At 55.7% G+C, this 20506-nt stretch carries 19 protein-coding genes; 7 read left to right on the top strand and 12 right to left on the bottom strand.

Translation table 11 applies throughout. The features are described from left to right. Position 1: 1 nt before the first annotated feature. Complete coding sequence (locus A4E19_17685; GenBank protein ID OQW34750.1) at positions 2 to 838, bottom strand: hypothetical protein; 837 nt, start codon at positions 836 to 838, stop codon at positions 2 to 4. On the opposite strand from A4E19_17685, the gene A4E19_17680 reads away from it, so the two are divergent. Beyond that, positions 821 to 1300 (top strand): hypothetical protein, encoded by a 480-nt coding sequence (locus tag A4E19_17680; GenBank protein ID OQW34749.1) that lies wholly within the window; start codon positions 821 to 823, stop codon positions 1298 to 1300. The two genes, A4E19_17685 and A4E19_17680, sit on opposite strands and share 18 nt — an antisense overlap. A 30-nt stretch (positions 1301 to 1330) precedes the next feature. On the opposite strand, the gene A4E19_17675 is transcribed toward A4E19_17680, so the two are convergent. The 7 genes from A4E19_17675 to A4E19_17645 form a co-directional block, all read right to left on the bottom strand. Then, positions 1331 to 2689, bottom strand: a complete 1359-nt coding sequence (locus A4E19_17675) for a Fis family transcriptional regulator (GenBank protein ID OQW34826.1) — start codon at positions 2687 to 2689, stop codon at positions 1331 to 1333. An 88-nt stretch (positions 2690 to 2777) separates the two neighbouring features. Then, complete coding sequence (locus tag A4E19_17670; protein ID OQW34748.1) at positions 2778 to 4055, bottom strand: hypothetical protein; 1278 nt, start codon at positions 4053 to 4055, stop codon at positions 2778 to 2780. A 99-nt stretch (positions 4056 to 4154) separates the two neighbouring features. Continuing rightward, positions 4155 to 8354, bottom strand: a complete 4200-nt coding sequence (locus A4E19_17665) for a hypothetical protein (GenBank protein ID OQW34747.1) — start codon at positions 8352 to 8354, stop codon at positions 4155 to 4157. A 305-nt stretch (positions 8355 to 8659) separates the two neighbouring features. Next, positions 8660 to 9664 (bottom strand): hypothetical protein, encoded by a 1005-nt coding sequence (locus A4E19_17660; protein ID OQW34746.1) that lies wholly within the window; start codon positions 9662 to 9664, stop codon positions 8660 to 8662. Positions 9665 to 9744: 80 nt separating this feature from the next. Continuing rightward, positions 9745 to 10629, bottom strand: a complete 885-nt coding sequence (locus A4E19_17655; GenBank protein ID OQW34745.1) for a hypothetical protein — start codon at positions 10627 to 10629, stop codon at positions 9745 to 9747. An 81-nt stretch (positions 10630 to 10710) separates the two neighbouring features. Continuing rightward, a complete protein-coding gene (locus tag A4E19_17650) occupies positions 10711 to 11466 on the bottom strand; it encodes a hypothetical protein (GenBank protein ID OQW34744.1) in 756 nt (251 codons plus the stop codon). Then, positions 11463 to 12254, bottom strand: coding sequence for a hypothetical protein (locus A4E19_17645; protein ID OQW34743.1), 792 nt, complete (start codon positions 12252 to 12254; stop codon positions 11463 to 11465). Before A4E19_17645 ends, A4E19_17650 begins: the two co-directional genes overlap by 4 nt. A 99-nt stretch (positions 12255 to 12353) precedes the next feature. Here A4E19_17645 and A4E19_17640 point away from each other — a divergent pair, with 99 nt between their 5' ends. The 6 genes from A4E19_17640 to A4E19_17615 all read left to right on the top strand — a co-directional run bounded on the left by A4E19_17640 (position 12354) and on the right by A4E19_17615 (position 15255). Further along, positions 12354 to 12737: a hypothetical protein gene (locus tag A4E19_17640; GenBank protein ID OQW34742.1), complete on the top strand. Its 384-nt coding sequence runs from the start codon at positions 12354 to 12356 to the stop codon at positions 12735 to 12737. Then, entirely contained in the window at positions 12734 to 13024 is a 291-nt protein-coding gene (locus A4E19_17635; GenBank protein OQW34741.1) for a hypothetical protein, read from the top strand. Before A4E19_17640 ends, A4E19_17635 begins: the two co-directional genes overlap by 4 nt. Before the next feature lie 73 nt (positions 13025 to 13097). Continuing rightward, positions 13098 to 13373, top strand: coding sequence for a hypothetical protein (locus A4E19_17630; protein OQW34740.1), 276 nt, complete (start codon positions 13098 to 13100; stop codon positions 13371 to 13373). 21 nt (positions 13374 to 13394) lie between these two features. Further along, positions 13395 to 13850, top strand: a complete 456-nt coding sequence (locus A4E19_17625) for a hypothetical protein (protein OQW34739.1) — start codon at positions 13395 to 13397, stop codon at positions 13848 to 13850. A gap of 41 nt (positions 13851 to 13891) precedes the next feature. Continuing rightward, positions 13892 to 14359, top strand: coding sequence for an alkyl hydroperoxide reductase (locus A4E19_17620; GenBank protein OQW34738.1), 468 nt, complete (start codon positions 13892 to 13894; stop codon positions 14357 to 14359). Positions 14360 to 14370: 11 nt separating this feature from the next. Next, on the top strand, positions 14371 to 15255 hold the full coding sequence (locus A4E19_17615) for a hypothetical protein (GenBank protein OQW34737.1): 885 nt from the start codon (positions 14371 to 14373) through the stop codon (positions 15253 to 15255). A 321-nt stretch (positions 15256 to 15576) separates the two neighbouring features. Here A4E19_17615 and A4E19_17610 read toward each other — a convergent pair whose 3' ends face one another. From A4E19_17610 to A4E19_17595, 4 genes are all read right to left on the bottom strand, one after another. After that, entirely contained in the window at positions 15577 to 16797 is a 1221-nt protein-coding gene (locus A4E19_17610; protein ID OQW34736.1) for a hypothetical protein, read from the bottom strand. Between the two features lie 128 nt (positions 16798 to 16925). After that, positions 16926 to 18143 (bottom strand): hypothetical protein, encoded by a 1218-nt coding sequence (locus A4E19_17605; GenBank protein OQW34735.1) that lies wholly within the window; start codon positions 18141 to 18143, stop codon positions 16926 to 16928. 255 nt (positions 18144 to 18398) lie between these two features. After that, positions 18399 to 18803 carry a hypothetical protein gene (locus tag A4E19_17600; protein OQW34734.1) on the bottom strand — a complete coding sequence of 135 codons (405 nt, stop codon included), beginning with the start codon at positions 18801 to 18803 and terminating at the stop codon, positions 18399 to 18401. Positions 18804 to 18923: 120 nt separating this feature from the next. Beyond that, the gene (locus tag A4E19_17595) at positions 18924 to 20300 is read right to left on the bottom strand and encodes a hypothetical protein (GenBank protein ID OQW34733.1); all 1377 of its coding nucleotides are present in this window, start codon (positions 20298 to 20300) and stop codon (positions 18924 to 18926) included. Positions 20301 to 20506 lie beyond the last annotated feature (206 nt).

Genomic DNA, 20506 nt, shown 5'->3' with positions numbered 1-20506 from the left:
ATCATGCAGCAGGAGCGATGTCCATGGCCGGAGGCGAGACCGGAGTGTCTTTCACGACCTGAATGAAGAGTTCCAGCAACCGCGGATCGAACTGCGTATGAGACTGAAGCGAGATCTGACGGACCGCAGCTTCCAACGGAAGAACGACGCGTCCGGGGGTGTCGGCGGTCAAATGATCAAATGTTTGAGCGATTGCGACGATGCGAGCCAGTAAGGGGATATCCGTGCCTTTAAAACCATGAGGATAACCTTGTCCATCCCACCGCTCGTGGTGGCATGCCACGATTTGCCTCACCTCAATCGGTAAACCCAGCGACGCAATCATCCGGGCGCCCCGGTCAACGTGTTCCTTGCAGGGAGATGCTTCACCGGATGGAAGGACCTGGTCTTCTGAAAACCTATATGATGAGAGGGTCGTTTTCCCTATATCATGTAAAAAGGCTCCCAGGGCCAATGATTTTTGTTCGGGGGTGGTGAGATTAAGTCGACTGGCCATCAATGTGGCATAAAAGCTCACCCGGCTCGAATGATTGAGCAAGTGACGATCTGTAGCCTCCAGAATATCCGACAGGAGCGGAAGCAAGTTCATATCGCCTTGCTGAAAAGCGGTATCGTCCTGTGCATTGGTGGAGAACGATGCATATCTCGCCTTCACCGTGTCCCATGCGCGTGCGCTCTCCTCCTCCGAGCCCCAAAGTTCCGGTAGTGTCCGAAAGCAGTTGCGGAGAAAGTCGAGTCGGCGCTTCTTGTCCATCGTCTGTTGAATGAGGGTGGTCAGTTCGTTCACGTTGAAAGGCTTTAGCAGATAGCCCGCAGCTCCGTGGCGGATGCCTTCCATGGCAGACTTCAGGCTCCCATAACCGGTGACGATAATGACCTCCACGTCAGGGCGGTGACGTTTTATTTCTCTGAGGAGATCGAGTCCGTGGCGATCCGGAAGCTTTTGATCAAGGGTGATGAGGTCAATGGGTGCCTGGCGGAGGATGTCGAGGGCGGTCTTGGCGTTTTCTGCAGAGCGAACATTGCAGAAGGTGCGAAGTATCACTTTAAGGGCATCGCGGGGCCCCGCTTCATCATCAATAACGAGGACTGTCGGCTGTACTTGTGTCGGGCAAGAAGCCGTGACCATACTCGTGAGCGTACTCCAATCCGCAGTGGCAGCAAGCAATTCTCGTTCCTTTTTGATAGGTTACCGATGTTTGTCAATATAAAGTGGTGCTTGGAGAGTCGGCAACTATACGTAGTTTACTATGGCGATATCGGACAGATTCCAACGATCGATGGGGAGGAAAATAAGTGAAGAAGTGTGACATTCTTGTATGTAAGTGTGTCATTCTTGCATGGCAGGGTCAGACTCTTGGGTGAGGGAATTGTCCGGGCGGCCGATACCAAGGGAGTCCATACGATATTTCAACATCCGTCGACTGATTCCGAGTAAATTTGCGGCGTGGGTTTGCACGTAGTTCGTACGTTTTAACGCATCGAGGATAATCTCCCGTTCGAACTCCATGACGGCTTTTTCAAGCGACATGCGACCGGCGAGGGTATCGTCTCGAAGCGATGTTGAACGAGAGTCGTTCTTGATCACGGTCGGCAGGTGCTCCGGAGTGATTTGTGAGGCATGTTGGGACCAGATGAACGCTTGCTCGACGAAGTTTTCCAGCTCGCGAACATTCCCCGGCCAGGAATAGCGGGTTAGAAGTTCCAGGGCGTCTTTTCCGAATTCAATCTGGGCGCGTCCCTCCTCTTCCAGCCGTTTTTCGAGAAAATGTTTCGCAAGAAGCGGAATATCCTCACTGCGTTCACGGAGTGGAGGGAGAAAGAGCGCAATGACGTTGATGCGGTAGTAGAGGTCTTCTCGAAACTGGCCTTTTCGAACAAGATCATCAAGATTCTTGTTTGTCGCCGCCACGATACGGACGTCGACCTTGATCGGTTGAACTCCGCCGATTCTCGTGAACTCGCGTTCTTGAATGACGCGGAGGAGTTTTGCCTGGGTAAGGGGACTTAAATCGCCGATTTCGTCAAGAAACAACGTCCCGGTATTCGCCAATTCGAATTGTCCGACGCGTCGAGCCGTGGCGTCGGTGAACGACCCCTTTTCATGGCCGAAAAGTTCGCTTTCAATGAGCGTTTCAGGCAGGGCCGCGCAGTTCAGCGCGATGAAGGGGCGTTCTCGACGGGAACTGTTGTAGTGCAGGGCTCGCGCAACCAATTCCTTGCCCGTACCGCTTTCTCCCGTGATGAGGACGGTAGTGCGGCTGTCGGCCACCTGCTCGATTTTGGAGTAGATGTCCTGCATGCCCAGGCTCTTGCCGATCAGATTGTGGAAGGCATAGCGTTGGACGACTTGGGCACGTAGCTGCTTAACCTCTCGCTCCAATTCAGAAGAGTTCAGGACTCGATCAACGACGATACGGAGCTCGTCCACGTCAAATGGCTTTGAGAGGTAGTCCGCCGCCCCTAGCTTCATGGCATCGACGGCTGTCTTGACGGACTTGGTGCCCGTGAGCATGATGACGGGGATCATCTTGTTTTCCAGGCGCAGTGCTTGAAGCACGGCAAGGCCGTCGGTTCCCGGAAGAATGACATCGAGAAGGATGAGGTCGGGCTCATCCTTTCGGAACATATCAAGCCCCTCAGGTCCGTCGCCGGCTTGGAGAATGTCATAGAGCGGTTCGAGAACCATCTTGAGCGAGGCTCGGACCCGGGGATCGTCATCGATCAACAAGACCCGTTTCCGGACAACCGAGCTTTCCACAATCACTCCTTGTGTGCTAACTCCGATGGGAGGGAAGCGTGATGCGGAAGGTCGTTCCAATCCCTTCCGTGCTCTGGACTTGTATTTCTCCTCGATGCTCTCGGATGATCTGATGAGCGATGGTCAGTCCCAACCCAGTTCCTTCGTTGAGGGTGCTCGCATGTTTGGTCGTGAAAAACGGGTCAAAGATATGGTCGAGGTTTTCGGCTGAGATACCGTGGCCCGTATCTTCGATCTCTATCTGAGACCACAGCTTGCCGTCCGCTTGCGGGAGTCTTGCGGTCCGTACTCGTAGAGTTCCAGGTTTTTCGCCGATGGCATCCATCGCATTCAAGAGCAGGTTTAACAGGACCTGTTTAATTTGCTGCCGATCTAACATGCCATGAGGAAGTCCAGGCGCCAAATCTTTTTCGATCTTGATACCGCGACTATCGGCCTTCACCTGGATGAAGTATAGGCAGGACGAGACGATTTCGTTCAGATCCTCCTCGGTCAACTGAGGTTCCATGTACCGAGCGTAGTCGAGTATCTCCTGAATCAGTCGTTCAATCCGAACGACATCATCGAGCACAATTCGGCTGAATTCGTCGATAAAGTGACCGTCGTCCTTACGTTCTGGGGCCAACTGAATAAAAGTCTTAATCGACGTCAACGGGTTTCGGATTTCATGGGCGAAACCTCCTGCGATGGTTTCCAATGAACGCAATCGATCAGTTCGACGCATGAGGGCCTGAGATTGCCGAAGGTCCTCATACAGCAGGAAAGCGTCGAGCGCGTTGGCTGCACTTTGTGCCATGGCGCCCAAGAGTTCCTTGGTATGAGTAGAGTAGGCAGGGGGAGCGTTTTGGGATTGGAATAAAGCGAAAGCGATCAACCTTCCTCGATTCAACAATGGGATGGCCAGATTGATGGGAAGACCCGCGAACTGAGCCTCTGTCGAATGGTCGAACGAAGACTGGGATAGGGACTCGGTTAACGTGGAGATGTCAAGGATATCCTGGCGGTGGGCCAACTGTTGAACAAGGGGATGATTGATGGAAACGAGAAGAGGCGCTGCGATTGAGGGGACCTGCGTTTGTGGAACCACAAGACGGAAACGTTCATGTTCGCGATCAAGCAGATACAGCACCCCATGAGAATGTCGGGCTACCTCAGAAAGGCCGGACAGGATAACATCCGTGGTGACGGGGAGGCTCGTCGGGTTTCCCATATCTCGAGCGAACTGCGTGAGTCGCCGCAGTGATACTGTGCCTGATTGGCCATAGTCCGATTGCGGAGCCGCGAGGTCCGTCATGAGCGTGGTATGCGATCTCTTATGGTCCGTGCGGTTTTGGGTGATGAAACGCTACTAAGTAGCATCACTAGGTTGAAAGTATACACCCGAGGCTCTGTTTCATCCAGCGGATTTGGTCTTCCGGACAATGGCGAGGAGAAGTTGGTGGTCGAGGACGGAGAAAAGTTGGATCGAGCCTGCACCGGCATGAGTCAGCAGACGGGCCAACTCATCCTGTCCATAGTAATGCAATAAGCCATGGCGAATGGCTTCATGCAGGCGGCCGAGATAGTGAAGGACGGTTTGTGCCGGAGGACTGAATCCGTCGTGGCCCATTTCGCGCAGATGACGACGAAACAACGATGAAAGGTCGGTGTGTGCTCGAAAACAAGTCAGGACGGCGGTTCCTTCCGGATGCAAGACTCTGAGTATTTGTCTGAGGCACAGAAGGGGAGATGGAGCAAAGGAAAGGGAAAGGTGGCAAAGAATGCGCTCGAGCGATCCGTCGGCAAAGGGAAGCGGCGCGTTCCAGTCATAGTGCATCCAACTTGTTTCCACCAATTGGGCGGCGGACGCGGCAGCCGCGAGTGTGGCGGGCAGCTCTTTGACGAACGCATGGAACTGCTGTTCCGCAAGTCGTAGTGATTCATGCGACTGGTCCAATCCAATATAGCGCAGACGGCCGAACGGCCGTCGGCCTTGATGCGCCAAACGATAGGCCTGATTGGTCATCATGACACGGGCAAAGTTTCTTTGGCCGCAGCCGATATCGAGCACAGTCATACCCAGCTCGAGGGGAAGAAGCCAGCGATACAGTTCATTTGTTAAGCTCAAATAGTCAGGCATACTTTCCAGTTGAGGAAGATGGGCTAAATGAGCTCCCCACAAGGCACTGCGGGCAGCGTGTGAGACGTGGTGGCGAATACGGGTGTGCTCGGATTCCAGCTGTTGTCGCTGATACACATCACGGGGATTTGGTTCTTGCACCTGAGTCGAGGGGGTATCGCCGATCAAGGAAGTTGAGATCCGCTTCCAAATCATCCTGAAGGCTGCGGTACGGCGATCATCCCCGGGGATGAATTCACCGGAAAGATCGGCCGGGAGCGAAACGATGGTTGGAGCGGTCGTCATCGAGTGGAGAGCCTGATGTTGAGGGCCGAAGACGGGTTCAATGGGACGATTTGTTCGGGGAGTGACGAGGATAACAGGCGGAGGCGTCAGTTGAGCCAATTCTGCGATGGACGAAGTCGGATCAGCATATCCTCCGGCCATCACGTCGCCGATGAACTTGTCCAAATTGACATTGAGACCCCAAAGATTGGCGACACCGCGCCGATGGCCTTGCCGGTAGGTTTCAACGATATGGGGGCGACCAATGGCGGACAGCGCAGTTTCTATGTTGAGGACGGGATTCAGCAAGAAAAGTGGATGGGCCGATGTATTTCCCGTCAGTGCCCTTACAGCGACTCGCGCAGCAATGTCTTCGGCGAGAAGAGCCACCGGAGTACCTGGCCATGTTGTGTGGACAAAGTCCAGGATGTCTTGAAGATCGGTCTGCATGTTGCTCAACTTGATTTGCAGGGTGCTGCCTTCGCTTTGACCGATATGGTTCGAGTGGTCATAGCGAAGCACTCGGCAACCGTTGGCCGCCAAGTAAAACGAAAGAGGGATGTAGTCAGTTTGGGTCGACCCAAAGCCCGGGATGATGATTACGATCGGAGCGGCGGGAGAGATATGATGGCGCGCATGATCGATCGTCACTGCAATCGTCCGATGGTGCCTATTCCGGCATTCCCAACCGTTGCTGACGATCAATGGCCGGCTGTCGGGGTCCGAACTATCGATGGAGCCGATGTGCTGTGCAAGTACGCGATTGATTTCCCGTTCCGCGAACGGTGCCAGTTGCGAAAAGCGGATGCCGATACGTTGCCCCGGCTGGGTCAGCCCAGAAAAAACCGAGGGATTGAGCGTACGATGAACAATACGGCCGGTCAGAATCACATCAGATGGTTCAGCCTTCGGTGAACTCGGCCGATCACGGATGTCGCTCGGGGAGCAATGAAGCGTGACCATCTCGCCGGGAGGAGTGAGAAACGGCTCTGTTTGCAGGCATACGCCGCCTCGGCTGATGTTGACGACCGTACCCGTCAGACTGCGGGCCGCAGCCGTAGAAGTTTCGATACGGACCGGCAAGGCAACTTGAGCTCGCACGGTTTCACGTCGATCAGTACCTCGAGGACCTGCCTCTATGAAGGCCGATACAAGATCGTCTGTCCTGTCCAATGGTGGAAACTGCGCTTCGACTGTTATGTCGGCTGCACGTCGTCGTGCCGTCTCGATAAGCGATGCGAGGATCTTCTGCTGATTCTCGCCGAGTGCGGTGAACTCCAACGCGAGATGGGAGATGCGCCGCTCGATGTCGGCTCGCCCAGGGGTTTTCTCTCGATTTCGCGCTGTGGCATCCAGTTCCAAGATGGTGCCCGCCGCCTTAATGAGCAAGTAGACGGGTTGATGCTCGAATGACGGGAGCACTCCCCGGACTTCCAACGAGGCTCCGCTTGTGTTCATGTCAATCATGACGCCTTGGTGCAGCGCATCCCCGATCATAATACGAATGGGAATGTTGACGGGCATTCGAATCCGTCTTCGGCGGTCAGGCAACGGTCCTGTCGGTCCTTCGGAGGGACCTGACGCGAGCGGCACACTGTGCCCCGTAGATGGATACATCGCTTCGGTTGTCCGTTCCACCGCACCGCCTTCAGGTGAAACGAGCGGGATGGATGGCACGGTGGAACTATCCGGCCGGGGAGGTTGTTCCACTGGAATCCATACTTTGATCGACAGAAAGCCGCCAGCGGGGGCGAGGAAGTCCCAACGACCCCCGAGTTGCTTAATCAATGCATAAGCTTCAAAGAGATCGTCGGATGTTCGAAACATCGGTGTTTCCGCCGTGGTCATGCTGTCGGTTTCTTGGATGTGAATTTCGAATTCCGCCCCTCTCGTGTACGGCGGCAGGGAGGTCGCCTGATGGACGGGAATTTCATCCGGGGGGATTACCCTGGTACTGATCCGTACCCGATGGGGCGATCCCACAGTGGCCATATAGCGTCGGGCGTGCGACAAAAGAATGCGCAGGAGATCCACCAGAGATCCAAAGTTTCCGGTGAAGGGCGGAAGATCGGTTGCATAGGCTCGCTCAATCCCATCGGTGTCTGGAAGAGGTGGATGAGCCGTCGCCAGAACGGTCTCGATCGCGTCGTTGACGGTGTCCCCATGAATGGAAATTTCCGCGGTGGTCTGCACGAGTTCGTTTCCAAGCTGAATGGCTTCAGCGGCGTAGCTTGCGAGCGAATCGACTTGTTCGATCAGCCGAGCGTCACGGATGGTTTTGAGCAGGCGTTGGGATTGGGCTTGAATCGCGTTGTGTGGAACGTGCAAAGTTTGCGATAAGGTGGAAAACCGCCGGGCGATGGAGAGCAGGCGATCGGATTCACGGAGTTGATGTTCAAGCCGATGGAGAGTCTTTGTCTGCCGGTGGTGTTGAGATATGTCACGCAGTAAACCCAACGTGCCGAGATGCCGTCGATTGACGTCGTACAATCCCCTCGCGCTGATCTCGACTCTGACCCGAGCGGGGGTTGTCTTGTCGGATGAGGCCTTGCGGATAAGATCGATTTCTATCCGACGGGCTGCTCGTATCCCGGTCCTGCGTTCGTTGAAATGATAACGGGCGCGATCCTGTTGATCGAGAGGCACGACGGCGGAGTAAGGAGTGCCGATCAGCTCGTTTTGCTCATAGCCCAATAGTTCCATGGCGAGCGTGCTCAAATACACGAATCGCCCTTCTACATCCAGTTCGTATAACCCATCGCTGAGTATGTCGATGAGGCGGTCCTGGCGCTCCTGTGTCTGTGTGAGCGTCGTACGGACAGCGAGGGTTTCAATGGCGCCTTTCGCGTACAACGCCAGTTCGGTGTGAAATGCGGGTGATCTCTTGTCAAGGAGGAAATCCGCACCGTTCTGAAGGGCATCTAGAATGGTGGAGGAATCGCTATGATCCGTTTGCAGCACGAGGATGGCAAAGGGGGCCAGCCGCTTGAGTTCTGAGAGCGCAGGTGAAGCACGATAAGGGACTAAATTCTCATCGACTACGATGAGCTGCCACGGAGCCCGCGGCCCCCACTGAAGTGCCTCCTCAATGGTGTAGACGGCTTCGACGCGGCAGTGTGGAAAGACCCTTCGGAAATGGAGCGTGGCTAACTTGATCTCTTCGGCGATTCCATTGGCGAGGAGAATGGTAACAGGCTCACTCTGCGGCATGGCATGATTCCCCTGTTTCGGGGCAAGTCCGTTTTTGGGAAGGTCATTCAGCGGATCGGTATCGATCGCCGCCGCGTGTCACTCAATCCAATCAGCCAAATCTGCCACGGGGTGCTTGCCTGACGCTTCAGCACAAGCCGTGTGACTTGATATCATAAGTTACGGCGAGAAACCCAGACTGGGAGCCCATTCTTTCGTAGGGGAATAACGGGACGAGTGATCCGAATGAACAATTTTGGACGGGTGGAAGGTTGCAAAGCGCGTGCAGGCCTGTCGGTCATTGCCGGCAGGCCTGCAAGAGGAAACTAATAGGCGGAGGCGGTATTGGCTTGTCCCGGACAGGCTCCCGGCGTCATGTAGAGCAAGTAATTGCCCATTCCATGCTGGAGTTCGGTTTTCTGCAGAGAATGGTGGTAGACCATCACCATCTCATAGTCATCCGCCTTGGAGATCGGGAATCCCTGGCCGTCTTTATACACTTGATGGGGTAAGAATTCCCGGAGCGTTCCATCTCGCTCAACATCCGGGACGGTCCTGAGGAGGGTCTGTTTCTTGGTCTTATTCTCCAATGCGATAAGAAGCAGTTCATCGTGGCCGTGCGGATACGCGTATTTGACGCAACCGTCCATACTAAATTTCAATGGTGCCGTACGGACTTGGACCCCCGGTCCGATTTCAATCCCTTCGTCCGTTTGATCCGCGGGGCGATCGCCGAATTTGGTGAAGCAGACGATGTTGACGCCGACCTGATAGATTTCCATTTCTTTGACCGGTTTGGCTTTCGGCGCAAAATACATCGTGAAGGTGGCAATGACGTCTTTGGTGGGCGGAGCGCCGTGATAGAACGCGACGACCGTCATGAGCTTGTCGTTCTTCGCGAGTTTGACCCCGTACCCTTCGGGGAATTGGGTCTCAGACATTTCAAGTCCGGCTCCGCCGAAGAAGAGCGGCTCTCCTGGGCAGGACACGCTGGGCTTGGTGTTGTTGATCATCAAGATATGATGCAGGTAATTTCTCGGCAGTTCTTTCCCGTCGACCGTGGAAAGCGCCGACTTGAAGCCGATCAAATACTTGTCTTCGGGTAATTGAAAGTTGAAACGAGGCATGGAATCGCCCATATCGCCTTCGCCATGTCCGGTCGGAAGATCGATGGGGCCGAAGGTCAGAGTCGCGGTATTTTCTCCATAGGTGATCGTTGAGCCGACATGCTTTTTCAGTGTGGGCACCGCATGATGTTCATGACCCCCGTCGGCATAGGCTGATGGAGCCAGGAGAAGCATGGAGAGCGGAAGAAAGAGGAATCTGCGCATAAGACCTCCCAGAGGAAGTATATCGGTGATGTTGAACCGGACTCCGACTTGCTGGTGTAGCTGGAAAGAAACACACTGGCTCATTGGGCGCTGGCCGGGGCTGCTGTCGTTTTCTTCCAGTGATACGTGCCGCCGTGTTCCTTCGGCGGAATATTTTTATGTCCTTGGACTCGGGTATACCACCAGATTCCTTTGGCTTGTGTGCCGTCCTCCGAGAGAAGAACTTCAAAGCCGCCTTCCCGGTCGTTTCCGGGTTGGTGCCAGGTTCCTTCCCACAGTCGATTGGCGATCTTCGTGGTGACGAAGCGGCCGCCGTGCTGCGTGTAGGGGCCGTTCCCATTCTTGTCTAATGTGGCTTTGTAGTGTTTTTCATCCTCCACTTCGAGAATATCCCATTCCCCGCTCACGTCCGGCATGGCGGGAGCCACGCTACTGACGAGTTTTTGCGATCCGGATGCCATGGACGGCGACGCAAGAGGGCCGCCCAGCTGAGCCGATCGGAATGACTCGTGCCACGACAAGAGTTGCCAACGGCCGGCGCGGCGCTCGAGGACACCGGTTTCCCTCAGGGGGAGCACGGTTCGTTTTACATCGGATCCTTGGGATCCTTGGCCGACGTAGCGGATATAATCGAGCTCCATCGTGAACCACGCCAGGTCGCCTTTCGTCCAAACTTTGAGCTCATTAATCGGAATTTCAATCTTCTGTGCATTGATGAATTCTTCGCGCATCTCCCGTTCGAACTCCGGCCAACCCACGTATTTGCGGCCGCCTACCGAATAACTGACGATGTCGGCATCGTGGGCCATCAATCGAGAAAGAGTCGGCATGTCTTTTTCCGCATTGGCACGCACCATCTGACGAATGGCCGTTTCAGGATCGGATGGATCGCCGGCACTTGCAACGGCCGTCAGGCCGAAGAGAACGAGCAAACTTGCACTCACGAGCGATCCCCGACGACGCATAAGGGACTCCATGCACGCGACAAGGTTCAAATGAGCGGAAAACTACACGGCCTGACGGGCCATGTCAACAACGAAGTCAAATCAGGACGCACGAGAAGCGACCACGACGACCGTGACATTGTCTTCGCCTCCGCGATCGAGCGCCGCGGTGATGAGGCGGTTGCAGGCGTGAGTCGGATCGAACTCGCCGGCGGCCAACACCGCTTGGATATCCTCATCCTCCAACATTTTGGTCAGTCCATCCGAGCAGAGGACTATCAGATCCTCTGGCAGGATGGGAAAGGCCGTGATAGTAGGAGTCACCGTCGAGCCGACCCCCAACGCACGCGTCAACACATGACGTTCGGGATGAGTTTTCGCCGTTTCCGGAGTCAGGATGCCCCGCTCCAGGTATTTTTCGATCAACGAATGGTCTTTGGTCAGCAGGGTCAATGTGCCGGATCGAAATCGATAGGCACGACTGTCGCCGACATGGGCGAGGTACGCGATGGGAGCGGCACCGTCGACGATCGCCAGCACCACGATGGTCGTGCCCATCCCCTTCAGCTTGGACTTGGAACGAGCGCGATTGAGGATGGCGTCATGCGCTCGGCCGATCAGATCCGTCAATACATCGGTAGGAGAGGCCTGACCGTTTCCAAGCTGGGCGCGCGATGCGGCAGCTTCGGCCTGGATGGTGGCGATGGCCGTCTGAGCGGCGATTTCTCCACCGACATGCCCCCCCATGCCATCCGCGACGGCCCAGACGCCCACCTCATTGAGGACGGCAAACGCATCCTGGTTGAGCTTGCGTACGAGTCCAATCTCGCTTCGACCAACGCCTGTCCAAGTGCTCATTGAGAGTAAGCCCGCCGAAGGGTGCTTTGAAAGGAGGAGGGGCCGAACCGGGACACCAGGTTTTCGTAGAAGCGGTCGGCAAGGAGCACGAGATTTTCGGTATCGGCCCGGTTGTAGCTCACGAGGGTCTCACGAGCGACCGAATCGCCTCCGCGCCACTGGAACCACAGGCGGACCGCGTCCAATCCGTCCAGGCCGCTGATCGCCGTGTCGCGAGCGATCCCCATTTCTTGTTCGATGTGTTTCAACCCCCCGCGTAACGCGAGCCGGCGGGCGGCAAAACAGAGGTCAAAGTGCAATGCCGGAAACCGGAGACGGGGAAACTTTGCATAGAGATACGGTACGTCGAAGACCGATCCGAAAAACGTCACGAGGAGATCACAGTGATCAAGCTCCGCCTGCAACTCCTCCGAGCTCAGGTTTTCATCCCGAACCAGGATCGTTGTCCTTCCCGCGCGATGAAGTCCCACGATTGTCACGTCTCCTGAATCGGGCGAACCGCCAGTCGTTTCGATGTCGAGATATCCGGTACGAGATCGGCACACGTCGTACAACCGCCACTGTTCCCGGCGGGGCAGGCGGGAACCCACCATAGGGATGAGCCCCTGTTCCGTCAGCGACTGCGCCTCTCGAAGCGCATCATCGTACCAGATCTTGCGGGATTCGGACAGGCCGGCTACGGAGGGACGAGCTAGAAAGTTTTGCCAATCGATCAATCCGTGTTGCCACCAGCGGCGTTCCGTGACTGGTCCAACGCCCGGGAGAAAGATGAAGCTGGAGGTCAACATCTCGGCGATTGTAGCCTTGATTTCGCATAGGAGACAAGCTAGAGTTCGCAGCATCACGACGCATGCAGTGACGCCAACGAGTGATGGGCCGTCAATCACATGACCGCACCGACGAAACGAATTCGTATTACCGTAGGCGGGGTTCGGCTGGAAGCAGAACTCAGAAAGACGAAGACGGCGGACGAAGTCTATGCGGCGCTCCCGGTCACGGCCGCGAAGAACGCCTGGGGTGAAGAGTTCTACTTCCCGATGCCTGGAGTCCGGGACCATCGGGAAACCGCGACGACCCAGGTGAAAGTCGGCGACATCGCCTTGTGGGGCGCGGGGAAAGTCCTGGCGATTTTTTTCGGGAGAACTCCCATGAGCATGGGGAGCGATCCGGTGCCGGCTGATCGGGTGAATATCATTGGGACCATCGTGGGGGATGCGACGCGGTTGCGGCACGTGATGGAAGTCCCGACGATTCACCTCGAACGGGTGTGAGCGAGATGCGGCTGTCCAAAGAACGTGTGCGGCATATGGCGGAGCATCTCGCCGGGCGTCTCCTGGAAGAAGGACACATCGAACTGACCGGGCCGCGTAAAGGCTTCGTCGAGGCGTTGGATCAAGTCATCACGCATGAGTTATCCGCCGAGGATCGCGTGAACGCGGAAGTGCGGCAACTGCTGAAGGCCTATGAACAGCAGATTGAGCAAGGACAGGTGGATTACCAGAAGATGTTCCAGATGGTGAAACAAAAGTTGGTTCGTGAACGAGGCATCATTTTATGAGTTCTGAAAAGTCCGGCGTATTTCGTCACGCGCCTGCGAAAGACGAAGCGCGGACAAACACGATGCGCGTCGCATGTTGAGCGAGGACAAAACCAGTCATCTGTCCCACGTGATTCTCACGGCGATCAAGCAACAGGCAGGAGTGCGAGTCAAGAGCGAAGATGCACGGGTGTTGAAAGAGATCAAGCGCGTGCTGGCCGATGAATTGGTCCAGGAGCAGGACATTGATCGAAAAGTGAAAGCCAAACTGGCGTCTTATTCCCGAGGCATCGTCGAAGGCAGCGCCGAGTGGGACGTGTTGTATCGAAAGACGTTCGAGGAAGAGGCGCGCAAACAAACGAAGGTGTGAGAAGACTGAGGTCGTGTCGCCATGAAAAAGACCATACAACGATTGGCGGTCGTGGGTATCGTGTTGATGCTGGTCGGCACGGCGGCCTGTTCGCAGAAACGCAAACCGCTTGTCCCGCTTGTCCTCGACGGGGAAGTTAGGCCTCAGGCCATGGCGTTGACCGAACAAGGAACACAAGCGTACCAGGCGCACCAGTACGAGGAAGCCAAGCGGTATTTTGAGGAGGCCGTCGCGGCGGCTCCGCAATCGGGGCAGGCGCATTACAACTATGCCTTGGCATTGAACGCGCTCGGTGATTCGGAAGTCGCGCGGAAACATTTCATCGAGGCGGCCGACTTAGCGCCAGGCGACAAGGTCATTTGGGATTCACCGGCGCTTTCGCCGTACGGCAACCCGGAGAATAAAGACAAGTCCAAACTACGTCCCTACCAGCCGCGCCGATCATCGTTCGGCAGCGGTATGCCCGGCGGTTACTAATTTCCGAATGCGGTTACTAATCTGCGAATAAGGATGGACCTATGAGTAAAGAATTGGCGGTCGGCGATCAGGCACCGGAACTCTCAATTCCGGATCAGCATGGGAAGACGGTGACTCTGAAGAGCTTCAAGGGGAAACAGATCGTGTTGTACTTCTATCCGAAAGACGATACGCCGGGATGCACGAAAGAGTCCTGTGACTTTCGCGACGTCGAGTCGCAAATCCTCCGGGCAGGAGGCACCATCGTCGGCGTGAGTTTGGACGGAAAGGAGTCTCATCAGAAGTTCATCAAGAAATTCGGGTTGCCGTTTCCGCTCTTGAGCGATGAAGATGCCGCCATCTCCAAGGTCTACGGCGTGTACAAAGAGAAGAACATGTACGGGAAAAAGTACTGGGGAATCGAGCGGAGCACGTTCGTCATCGGCCCTGAGGGCAAGCTGAAGGCGATCTTTCGAAAGGTCAAAGTTGACGGTCATGCGGATGAAGTGCTCAAAGCACTGAAAGCCTAGCAGGAGGGGTGATGGCTGTGCGGGTAACGGCCACCATCCCAGGTACTCCCCGGTTGGTTCTCTTCTTTTTGTTGTTCTCTCTCCTTGCTCTCCATCCGGGTCGTCTCGATGCGGCGGAGAAAAGTTCCGCCACGATTCTCGTCAAAGACGCGCTGACGGCTCCCGGCCAATCCGCCACCATAGAAGCCAAACTCGTCTCGAGACGTCTCTTGCTCATTGCCGCGCTTGGCGGGGAACCGCTTGAGCTCGTTGTGAACGGAACCGTCGCCGCGACGACAATGACCGGCGGGGACGGCAGGGCGTTCTTCACCTATATTCCGAAGGCCCCTGGTCTTACCTCCGTCCAGGTTCGTGTCGGCAAGAGTCCACGAGTCCTGCCGACGGAAGGGCATGCCAATCTGGCGGTGTGGGAAAAGCGACAACCTATCCTCGTCGTGGAGCTGGCGTCCCTGTTTGAAGAGCCGGTACCCAGTCGCATGCCTCCCGTTGGGATGGCGGTCGAATCGGAACGAAAACCCATGTCCGAAGCCGCCGACGAACTCGGGAAGCTCACCCAGTTCTATTACCGGATCATTTACGTTGTCAGTTCGTCGGCGGGGATGGAGGGATTTCAGGCCAGCAGTGAGGTGAGAGACTGGCTGAAGAAACACAAGTTCCCGACCGGTTATGTGATGACACTTCCGCCGGACCCCAAGGCGTTAGGCACCAAGATCGATGAGTTCCATGCCGCGGGCTGGAAGACGGTCAAGGTCGGGATCGGCCGATCCAAGGCTTATGCGGAAGCGTTTCTTCAACGCCGTCTCGACGCCATTATCGTCCCTGAACCGACGAAGGGCGACGTGCCACGCAAGGCGAAAGTGGCGAAGGATTGGAAGGAGGTGAGGAAGAAATTATGAGCTGATGGCCGATACTTGCTCGTTAACGGAACTCCAATATAGGAAGTCAAATTGTTGTCCTCATGGATGGTTTAGATGAGCATAGAGGTAAGAGGAAAACTCCGGCGTCGTTAGCAATGTTACAACACCTCAATCGGGATGAGTTACTTGCGATGCCTGCTGCATCCACTGAAGAGGTGGAGTTTGTAGATGAGACTGTTCTTTTTACCGCTTACATTGAGCGACATCTGGATGGTCGGCTTCTCATTTTGGTTCGATCAGACCAGCAGTCATTCATTAAGATTTTTAGGGATAGCGAAGATAAAGACATGGAGATCCTATTTATGCCGCTTTTTTGTCCAGGTAGTCGGTCGGGTTGATCCCGGCTTGCTTTGGATCCAGGATGGCCGTGATCTTGCGATGCGGTGTCTTGAGTTGCGCGACGAGATCCAGCTCGCGTGGATTGGAGAGGAGTGTATTCCCTTCGCTTCTTACGAGGAGCACCACCGGCGTCAGGGGCACATGATGGTGGATTTGTTTGACGATCCCGGTCTCGCCCGTATTCAACTCCACGACTGATCCGACCGGATAGACTCCGACCACCTGGATGAATCGCTGGACCAAGCCCGTGTCCAAATGTCCTTTCAGCGAGAGGCCATAGAGGAACTGAAGGGCTTCATGGGCCACTCGCCCCTTGTGGTAACAGCGGTCGCTCGTGATCGCATCATAGATGTCCACCACCGCGGCAATGAGGCCGAACTGGCTGAGTTCGCTTCTGACTCTTCGATGGGGATAGCCCGTGCCGTCGACCCGTTCGTGATGTTCCAGGGCCGGTCGCAAGTAGGATTTGCCTAATCCGGTGGTCGTGGAGAGCACCTCCACGCCTCGCAAGACATGTTGCTTCATGATTTCCATCTCATGTGGTTCAAACCGGCCGGGTTTGTTTAGGATTTCAGTCGGAATCTTGGTCTTTCCGATGTCATGGAGGAGCGTACCTACCCCGATCTGATGCAACGCACATCGGTCAAACTCCAGATGACGTCCCAAGGACATGGCAAGGATCGAAGTGTTCACGGAGTGGTAAAAGGTGTATTCATCGAACTTCTTCAGCCTCGTCAGGCTGGTAAGGGCATCGGGATTCCTAAACACACTCTCCGTCATGTCGGCGACAACCCGATTCACCTCATCCATGTTGATCGCCCGGCCGAGTCTTGTGTCGTGCATGGCGTTCTGCACGATCGTTTTGGCCGCCTGATATACCTGCCTGGCAGAGGGCAACTCTTCTTCGAATGAGGCCACCAGTGGCGCGGATGCGGCTTCATCCGCTGCCGTGAGCACGGGATCAGTGGCGATGTCCGGCTCCGAGACCGGTTCCGGCTCCGCTTCCTCTTCATCAATACTGACGACCAGCGTCCGAACGCCACAGGCTTTGAGCTGGGCGATCTGTGCGATTGAGGTGATCGTCATTTTGTGGCGAAAAAACGGCGTATCGAGCCAAGACCGATCCAGCTTCTCGATCAGCATGCCCGGCTGTAATTCGTTGATCGTGATCCGTTTTTTCATGACGGTATCGGGGTAGGGCGGGTCCTCCCATATGCGATATCGGACCAGCTGCGACAAATCTTGAGATTCAAGCCGTTAGGTGCAGGAAGGAGAAGGTCAAGGAGATCGGTATGAAGATGCAAGGAACGTCATGCTGCTTGTTTGTCGAGGTAGATGGTGGGATCGATGCCTGCTTGTTGAGAAGCCAAGACGGTCGTGATGCTTCGATGGGGCGCTCCTGTCTGTTGGGAGAGATCTTGCTCGTGCGGACGTGAGAGCAAGGTATTGCCGGCGCTTTTTACGAGGAGCACCACCGGCGCCAGCGGGGCCTGATGGTTGATTTGTTTCACAATGCCGGTCTCCCCCGTATTCAATTCCACGACAGACCCGACCGGATAGACCCCCACGACTTGGATGAATCGTTGGACGAGCGTTGAATCGAGATGGCCTTCGAGCGAGAGACGATAGAGGAGCTGGAGGATTTCATGGGCAGGCTTTCCCTTGTGGTAGCACCGATCGCTCGTCATGGCGTCGTAGATATCCACGACGGCGGTGATCAAGCCGAACTGACTGATGTCTTGCTGGGTGCGCTGGTGCGGGTAACCGGCCCCGTTCACCCGTTCGTGATGTTCCAAGGCCGGCTGAATGTACGACTCTCCCAGGCCGGTCGTGTGCGACAGGACTTCGACGCCCCTGAGCACGTGCTGTTTCATGATCTCCATCTCATGGGCCTCGAAGCGTCCGGGCTTGTTCAGGACTTCCAGAGGGATTTTCATCTTGCCGATGTCATGCAACAGCGTTCCCACCCCGGCCAAGTGCAACGCCGACCGGTCGAACCCTAGGCTCCGCCCGAGGGACATGGCCAGCAGCGCGGTGTTGACGGAATGGTAAAAGGTATATTCGTCGAATCGCTTGAGTCTCGAGAGGCTGGACAAGGCATCGGGATTACGGAAGACGCTGTCAGTCATGTCGGATACCACCATTCTCACGGCCTCGACGTTGATGGCTCGACCAAGCCTCGCGTCATGCATGGCATCCTGAATGACCATTTTGGCCGCCTGATACACAGCTCTCGCAGCAGGCAGCTCCTCGTCGAATGGAACGAGAGGCGGAATGGATCTCGCTTCGTTAGGCGTCGACATCGTTTCATCCGCGACGGGCGGCTGCAATGCCGGCTCCTGTTCCACTTCCTCCACATCGAAATTCACGATCAGGGTTTGCACGCCACTGGCTTTCAATTGCGCGATCTGTTGGCGCGAGGTGATCGTCATCTTGTGCAGAAAAAACGGGGTGCTCAGCCAGGACCGATCAAGTTTTTCGATCCGCATCCCCGGCTGCAATTCGTCTATTCCGATCCGCTTTTCCATGGTGAACTCAGGCTCAGTCGAAATCCTCCGGTAAGTGCTATCGGACCGTTCTCAAGAAATCTTGAGGCACGACGGACATTGAACGAGTGTATATCCACGATGAAAGGGGATGTCGATCAAGCGGCAACTGTGTGGCGGGATCGCCTGGTATGTCAAGCAGTCGTGAGCGTCAGGTCACAGGTGGCGCGGGCGTTACGCCGATGATCGTGCGTCATGTGGTCACGCACGATCATGATTGAACCTGTCTGCCCGGCACTAATACCCCATTTCCCCATACCCGCCCGTGCCGTAGCTGGATGGTGAAGGCGGAGTAGTGTGGCTGCGATAGGCGCCGGACTGGACGATGGCGTTGTTGGCCGGCGCCAGCTCCGCCGCTTTTTTGAAATGAGCGGTGGCTTCGGACTGAAGGTTCAGTTTGTTGAGTGCGAGACCAAGATTGAAGTGAGCCTCTGCGAGATTCGGGTCAGCCTCGAGCGCAGACATGAAGTGATCCTTGGCGATCGACCAGTGGCCCATCTCATAGTGGACGATGCCGTCGTCGTTGTGCCGGGCGGCGATGACGTGGCTGCCCGGTGGCGCAGGCAAGGGTGGATTGATGGACGCGCACGCGCACGGCAGAGTGAGGAGACTCGTGAGGATGGCGAAACCAATACGACTCATGAATCATGCTCAAGGTCAAGTGAGCGGTCTGCGATGACGAAGGACCGAAACTGTACGTGCAATGATACCAAGCCCTGCCGACTCTCATGCACGATGTCGCTCATACACTAGCCTCTTCGCTTACTGGAGATGGTACTTGGCCATGCGGTAGCGCAGCGTGTTCCTGGTCATCTTGAGGAGTCGGCTCGCTTCCGAGACATTGCCCGAAGACTTTTGCAAGGCTTCTTCCAGCAAGCGCTTTTCCATGTCCTGAAACGAGAGGCCAAAGGCCAGCAACGATGGCTTGGGCTCCAGCCGCTGAACGTCCATTGTGGTGGGAACTTTCACGGAGGCCGGTAAATGAACCGGTTGAATGACCTCTTCTTTACACGTGATGGTCAACCACTCCACCATGTTATGAAGTTCACGGACGTTGCCGGGCCAGTCATGGTTTCGAAGGACGGCAAGAGCCGACGGTGCGATGGCCCGGATGCGGCATCCGCGCTCCAGTTTGGCCCGCTCCAAAAAAATAAGAAGAATCGGTTCGATATCCTCCAACCGTTCACGAAGGGGCGGAATGCGAAGCTGGTAGACATTCAGCCGATAGTACAGGTCCAGACGGAAACGGCCGGTCTTGATGTGCGCGAGCAGATCCTCATTCGTCGCGGCGATGATACGGATGTTCACCTTGTGGCTGCGGGTATCGCCCAACGGATCGATGGTATGATGTTCTAAGACACGCAGAAGTTTGGCTTGAGCGGTCGGACTCATTTCGCCAATCTCGTCAAGAAAGAGCGTCCCCCCCTCGGCTATTTGGAATCGTCCCGGCTTTGCCCGTTTGGCATCGGTAAAGGCCCCCGATTCGTAGCCGAATAATTCGGACTCCAACAGATTTTCAGGGATGCCGGCGCAATTCAGTGCGATCAACGGGCCGGTGGCTCTTGGGCTGTAGGAGTGAATGGCTTCCGCGAACAGTTCTTTGCCGGTTCCGCTTTCACCGGTGATCAAGACCGTCGCATCGGTCAAAGCCACTTCTTTGGCGAGCTGCTTCATGAGATTCATTTGCGGCGAGACACTAATAATGGATGCAAAGGGATCGTGTCGTGGCGAAGACGGGAGGACCGGGCTAGGCTGATGAAGTATTCGAGTGATGGTCATCTGTAAATCTTCACGTGGAATCGGCTTTGTCAAGTAATCGGCGGCACCGGCCTTCACGAGCGCGACCGCATCCTTGATGGAATGACGATCCCCAATCACTAGTACGGGCGGGGACTGGGGTGTTTGGCGGGCATACTCCAGTAAGGGTGCCAGCGTGTGCTGATTTCCTTCGCCCACGACCAGCGTTGGGAATATCTCGGACCAGAGTGAGAGTGCTTCCGAGACCCGATGTGCGGTATGGATGCTGGCCTGCGGCGAGACTTCTTGGAGGAGCTTCTTGAGGTCGGAGTCTGTGGAGACCAGGAGAAATGTCTGAAGGTTCATTGGAGCGCTCCTTGGCTTAGCCTCCTCCGGAACCATCAAAACTGTGGTTAGCTTACACCTCTTTCCATGGGGAAGAAAGAGGGAAGTAGCCAGAGATCTGTTCGCCGACAGTCAAAGATCTTGAGGCTCCTTCTGGTCCTGTGGGGGAAGATCAGAGCAAGATGTAGTGTTCTTGGCGAATAGGTTTGGGCTGTCTTGGGAATGCTTAGCGTACGGCGCCGAGTTGAGGTTCAATGGGGATG

Source organism: Nitrospira sp. SG-bin1, assembly GCA_002083365.1.
Lineage (GTDB): Bacteria > Nitrospirota > Nitrospiria > Nitrospirales > Nitrospiraceae > Nitrospira_D.
The sequence above is the reverse complement of the archived record's forward strand: the minus strand, read 5'-3'. Positions and strand labels throughout refer to the sequence as shown.

Bases quoted from the DNA above. Each gene is read 5' to 3' on its own strand.
- A4E19_17625 (OQW34739.1), top strand. From the start codon at position 13,395: ATGAAAAAGACCATACAACGATTGGCGGTCGTGGGTATCGTGTTGATG.
- A4E19_17645 (OQW34743.1), bottom strand. From the start codon at position 12,254: ATGTTGACCTCCAGCTTCATCTTTCTCCCGGGCGTTGGACCAGTCACG.
- A4E19_17665 (OQW34747.1), bottom strand. From the start codon at position 8,354: ATGCCGCAGAGTGAGCCTGTTACCATTCTCCTCGCCAATGGAATCGCC.
- A4E19_17630 (OQW34740.1), top strand. From the start codon at position 13,098: ATGTTGAGCGAGGACAAAACCAGTCATCTGTCCCACGTGATTCTCACG.
- A4E19_17620 (OQW34738.1), top strand. From the start codon at position 13,892: ATGAGTAAAGAATTGGCGGTCGGCGATCAGGCACCGGAACTCTCAATT.
- A4E19_17595 (OQW34733.1), bottom strand. From the start codon at position 20,300: ATGGTTCCGGAGGAGGCTAAGCCAAGGAGCGCTCCAATGAACCTTCAG.
- A4E19_17615 (OQW34737.1), top strand. From the start codon at position 14,371: ATGGCTGTGCGGGTAACGGCCACCATCCCAGGTACTCCCCGGTTGGTT.
- A4E19_17685 (OQW34750.1), bottom strand. From the start codon at position 838: ATGGAAGGCATCCGCCACGGAGCTGCGGGCTATCTGCTAAAGCCTTTC.
- A4E19_17650 (OQW34744.1), bottom strand. From the start codon at position 11,466: ATGAGCACTTGGACAGGCGTTGGTCGAAGCGAGATTGGACTCGTACGC.
- A4E19_17655 (OQW34745.1), bottom strand. From the start codon at position 10,629: ATGCGTCGTCGGGGATCGCTCGTGAGTGCAAGTTTGCTCGTTCTCTTC.
- A4E19_17670 (OQW34748.1), bottom strand. From the start codon at position 4,055: ATGACGGACCTCGCGGCTCCGCAATCGGACTATGGCCAATCAGGCACA.
- A4E19_17610 (OQW34736.1), bottom strand. From the start codon at position 16,797: ATGAAAAAACGGATCACGATCAACGAATTACAGCCGGGCATGCTGATC.
- A4E19_17605 (OQW34735.1), bottom strand. From the start codon at position 18,143: ATGGAAAAGCGGATCGGAATAGACGAATTGCAGCCGGGGATGCGGATC.
- A4E19_17640 (OQW34742.1), top strand. From the start codon at position 12,354: ATGACCGCACCGACGAAACGAATTCGTATTACCGTAGGCGGGGTTCGG.
- A4E19_17675 (OQW34826.1), bottom strand. From the start codon at position 2,689: ATGGTTCTCGAACCGCTCTATGACATTCTCCAAGCCGGCGACGGACCT.
- A4E19_17660 (OQW34746.1), bottom strand. From the start codon at position 9,664: ATGCGCAGATTCCTCTTTCTTCCGCTCTCCATGCTTCTCCTGGCTCCA.
- A4E19_17600 (OQW34734.1), bottom strand. From the start codon at position 18,803: ATGAGTCGTATTGGTTTCGCCATCCTCACGAGTCTCCTCACTCTGCCG.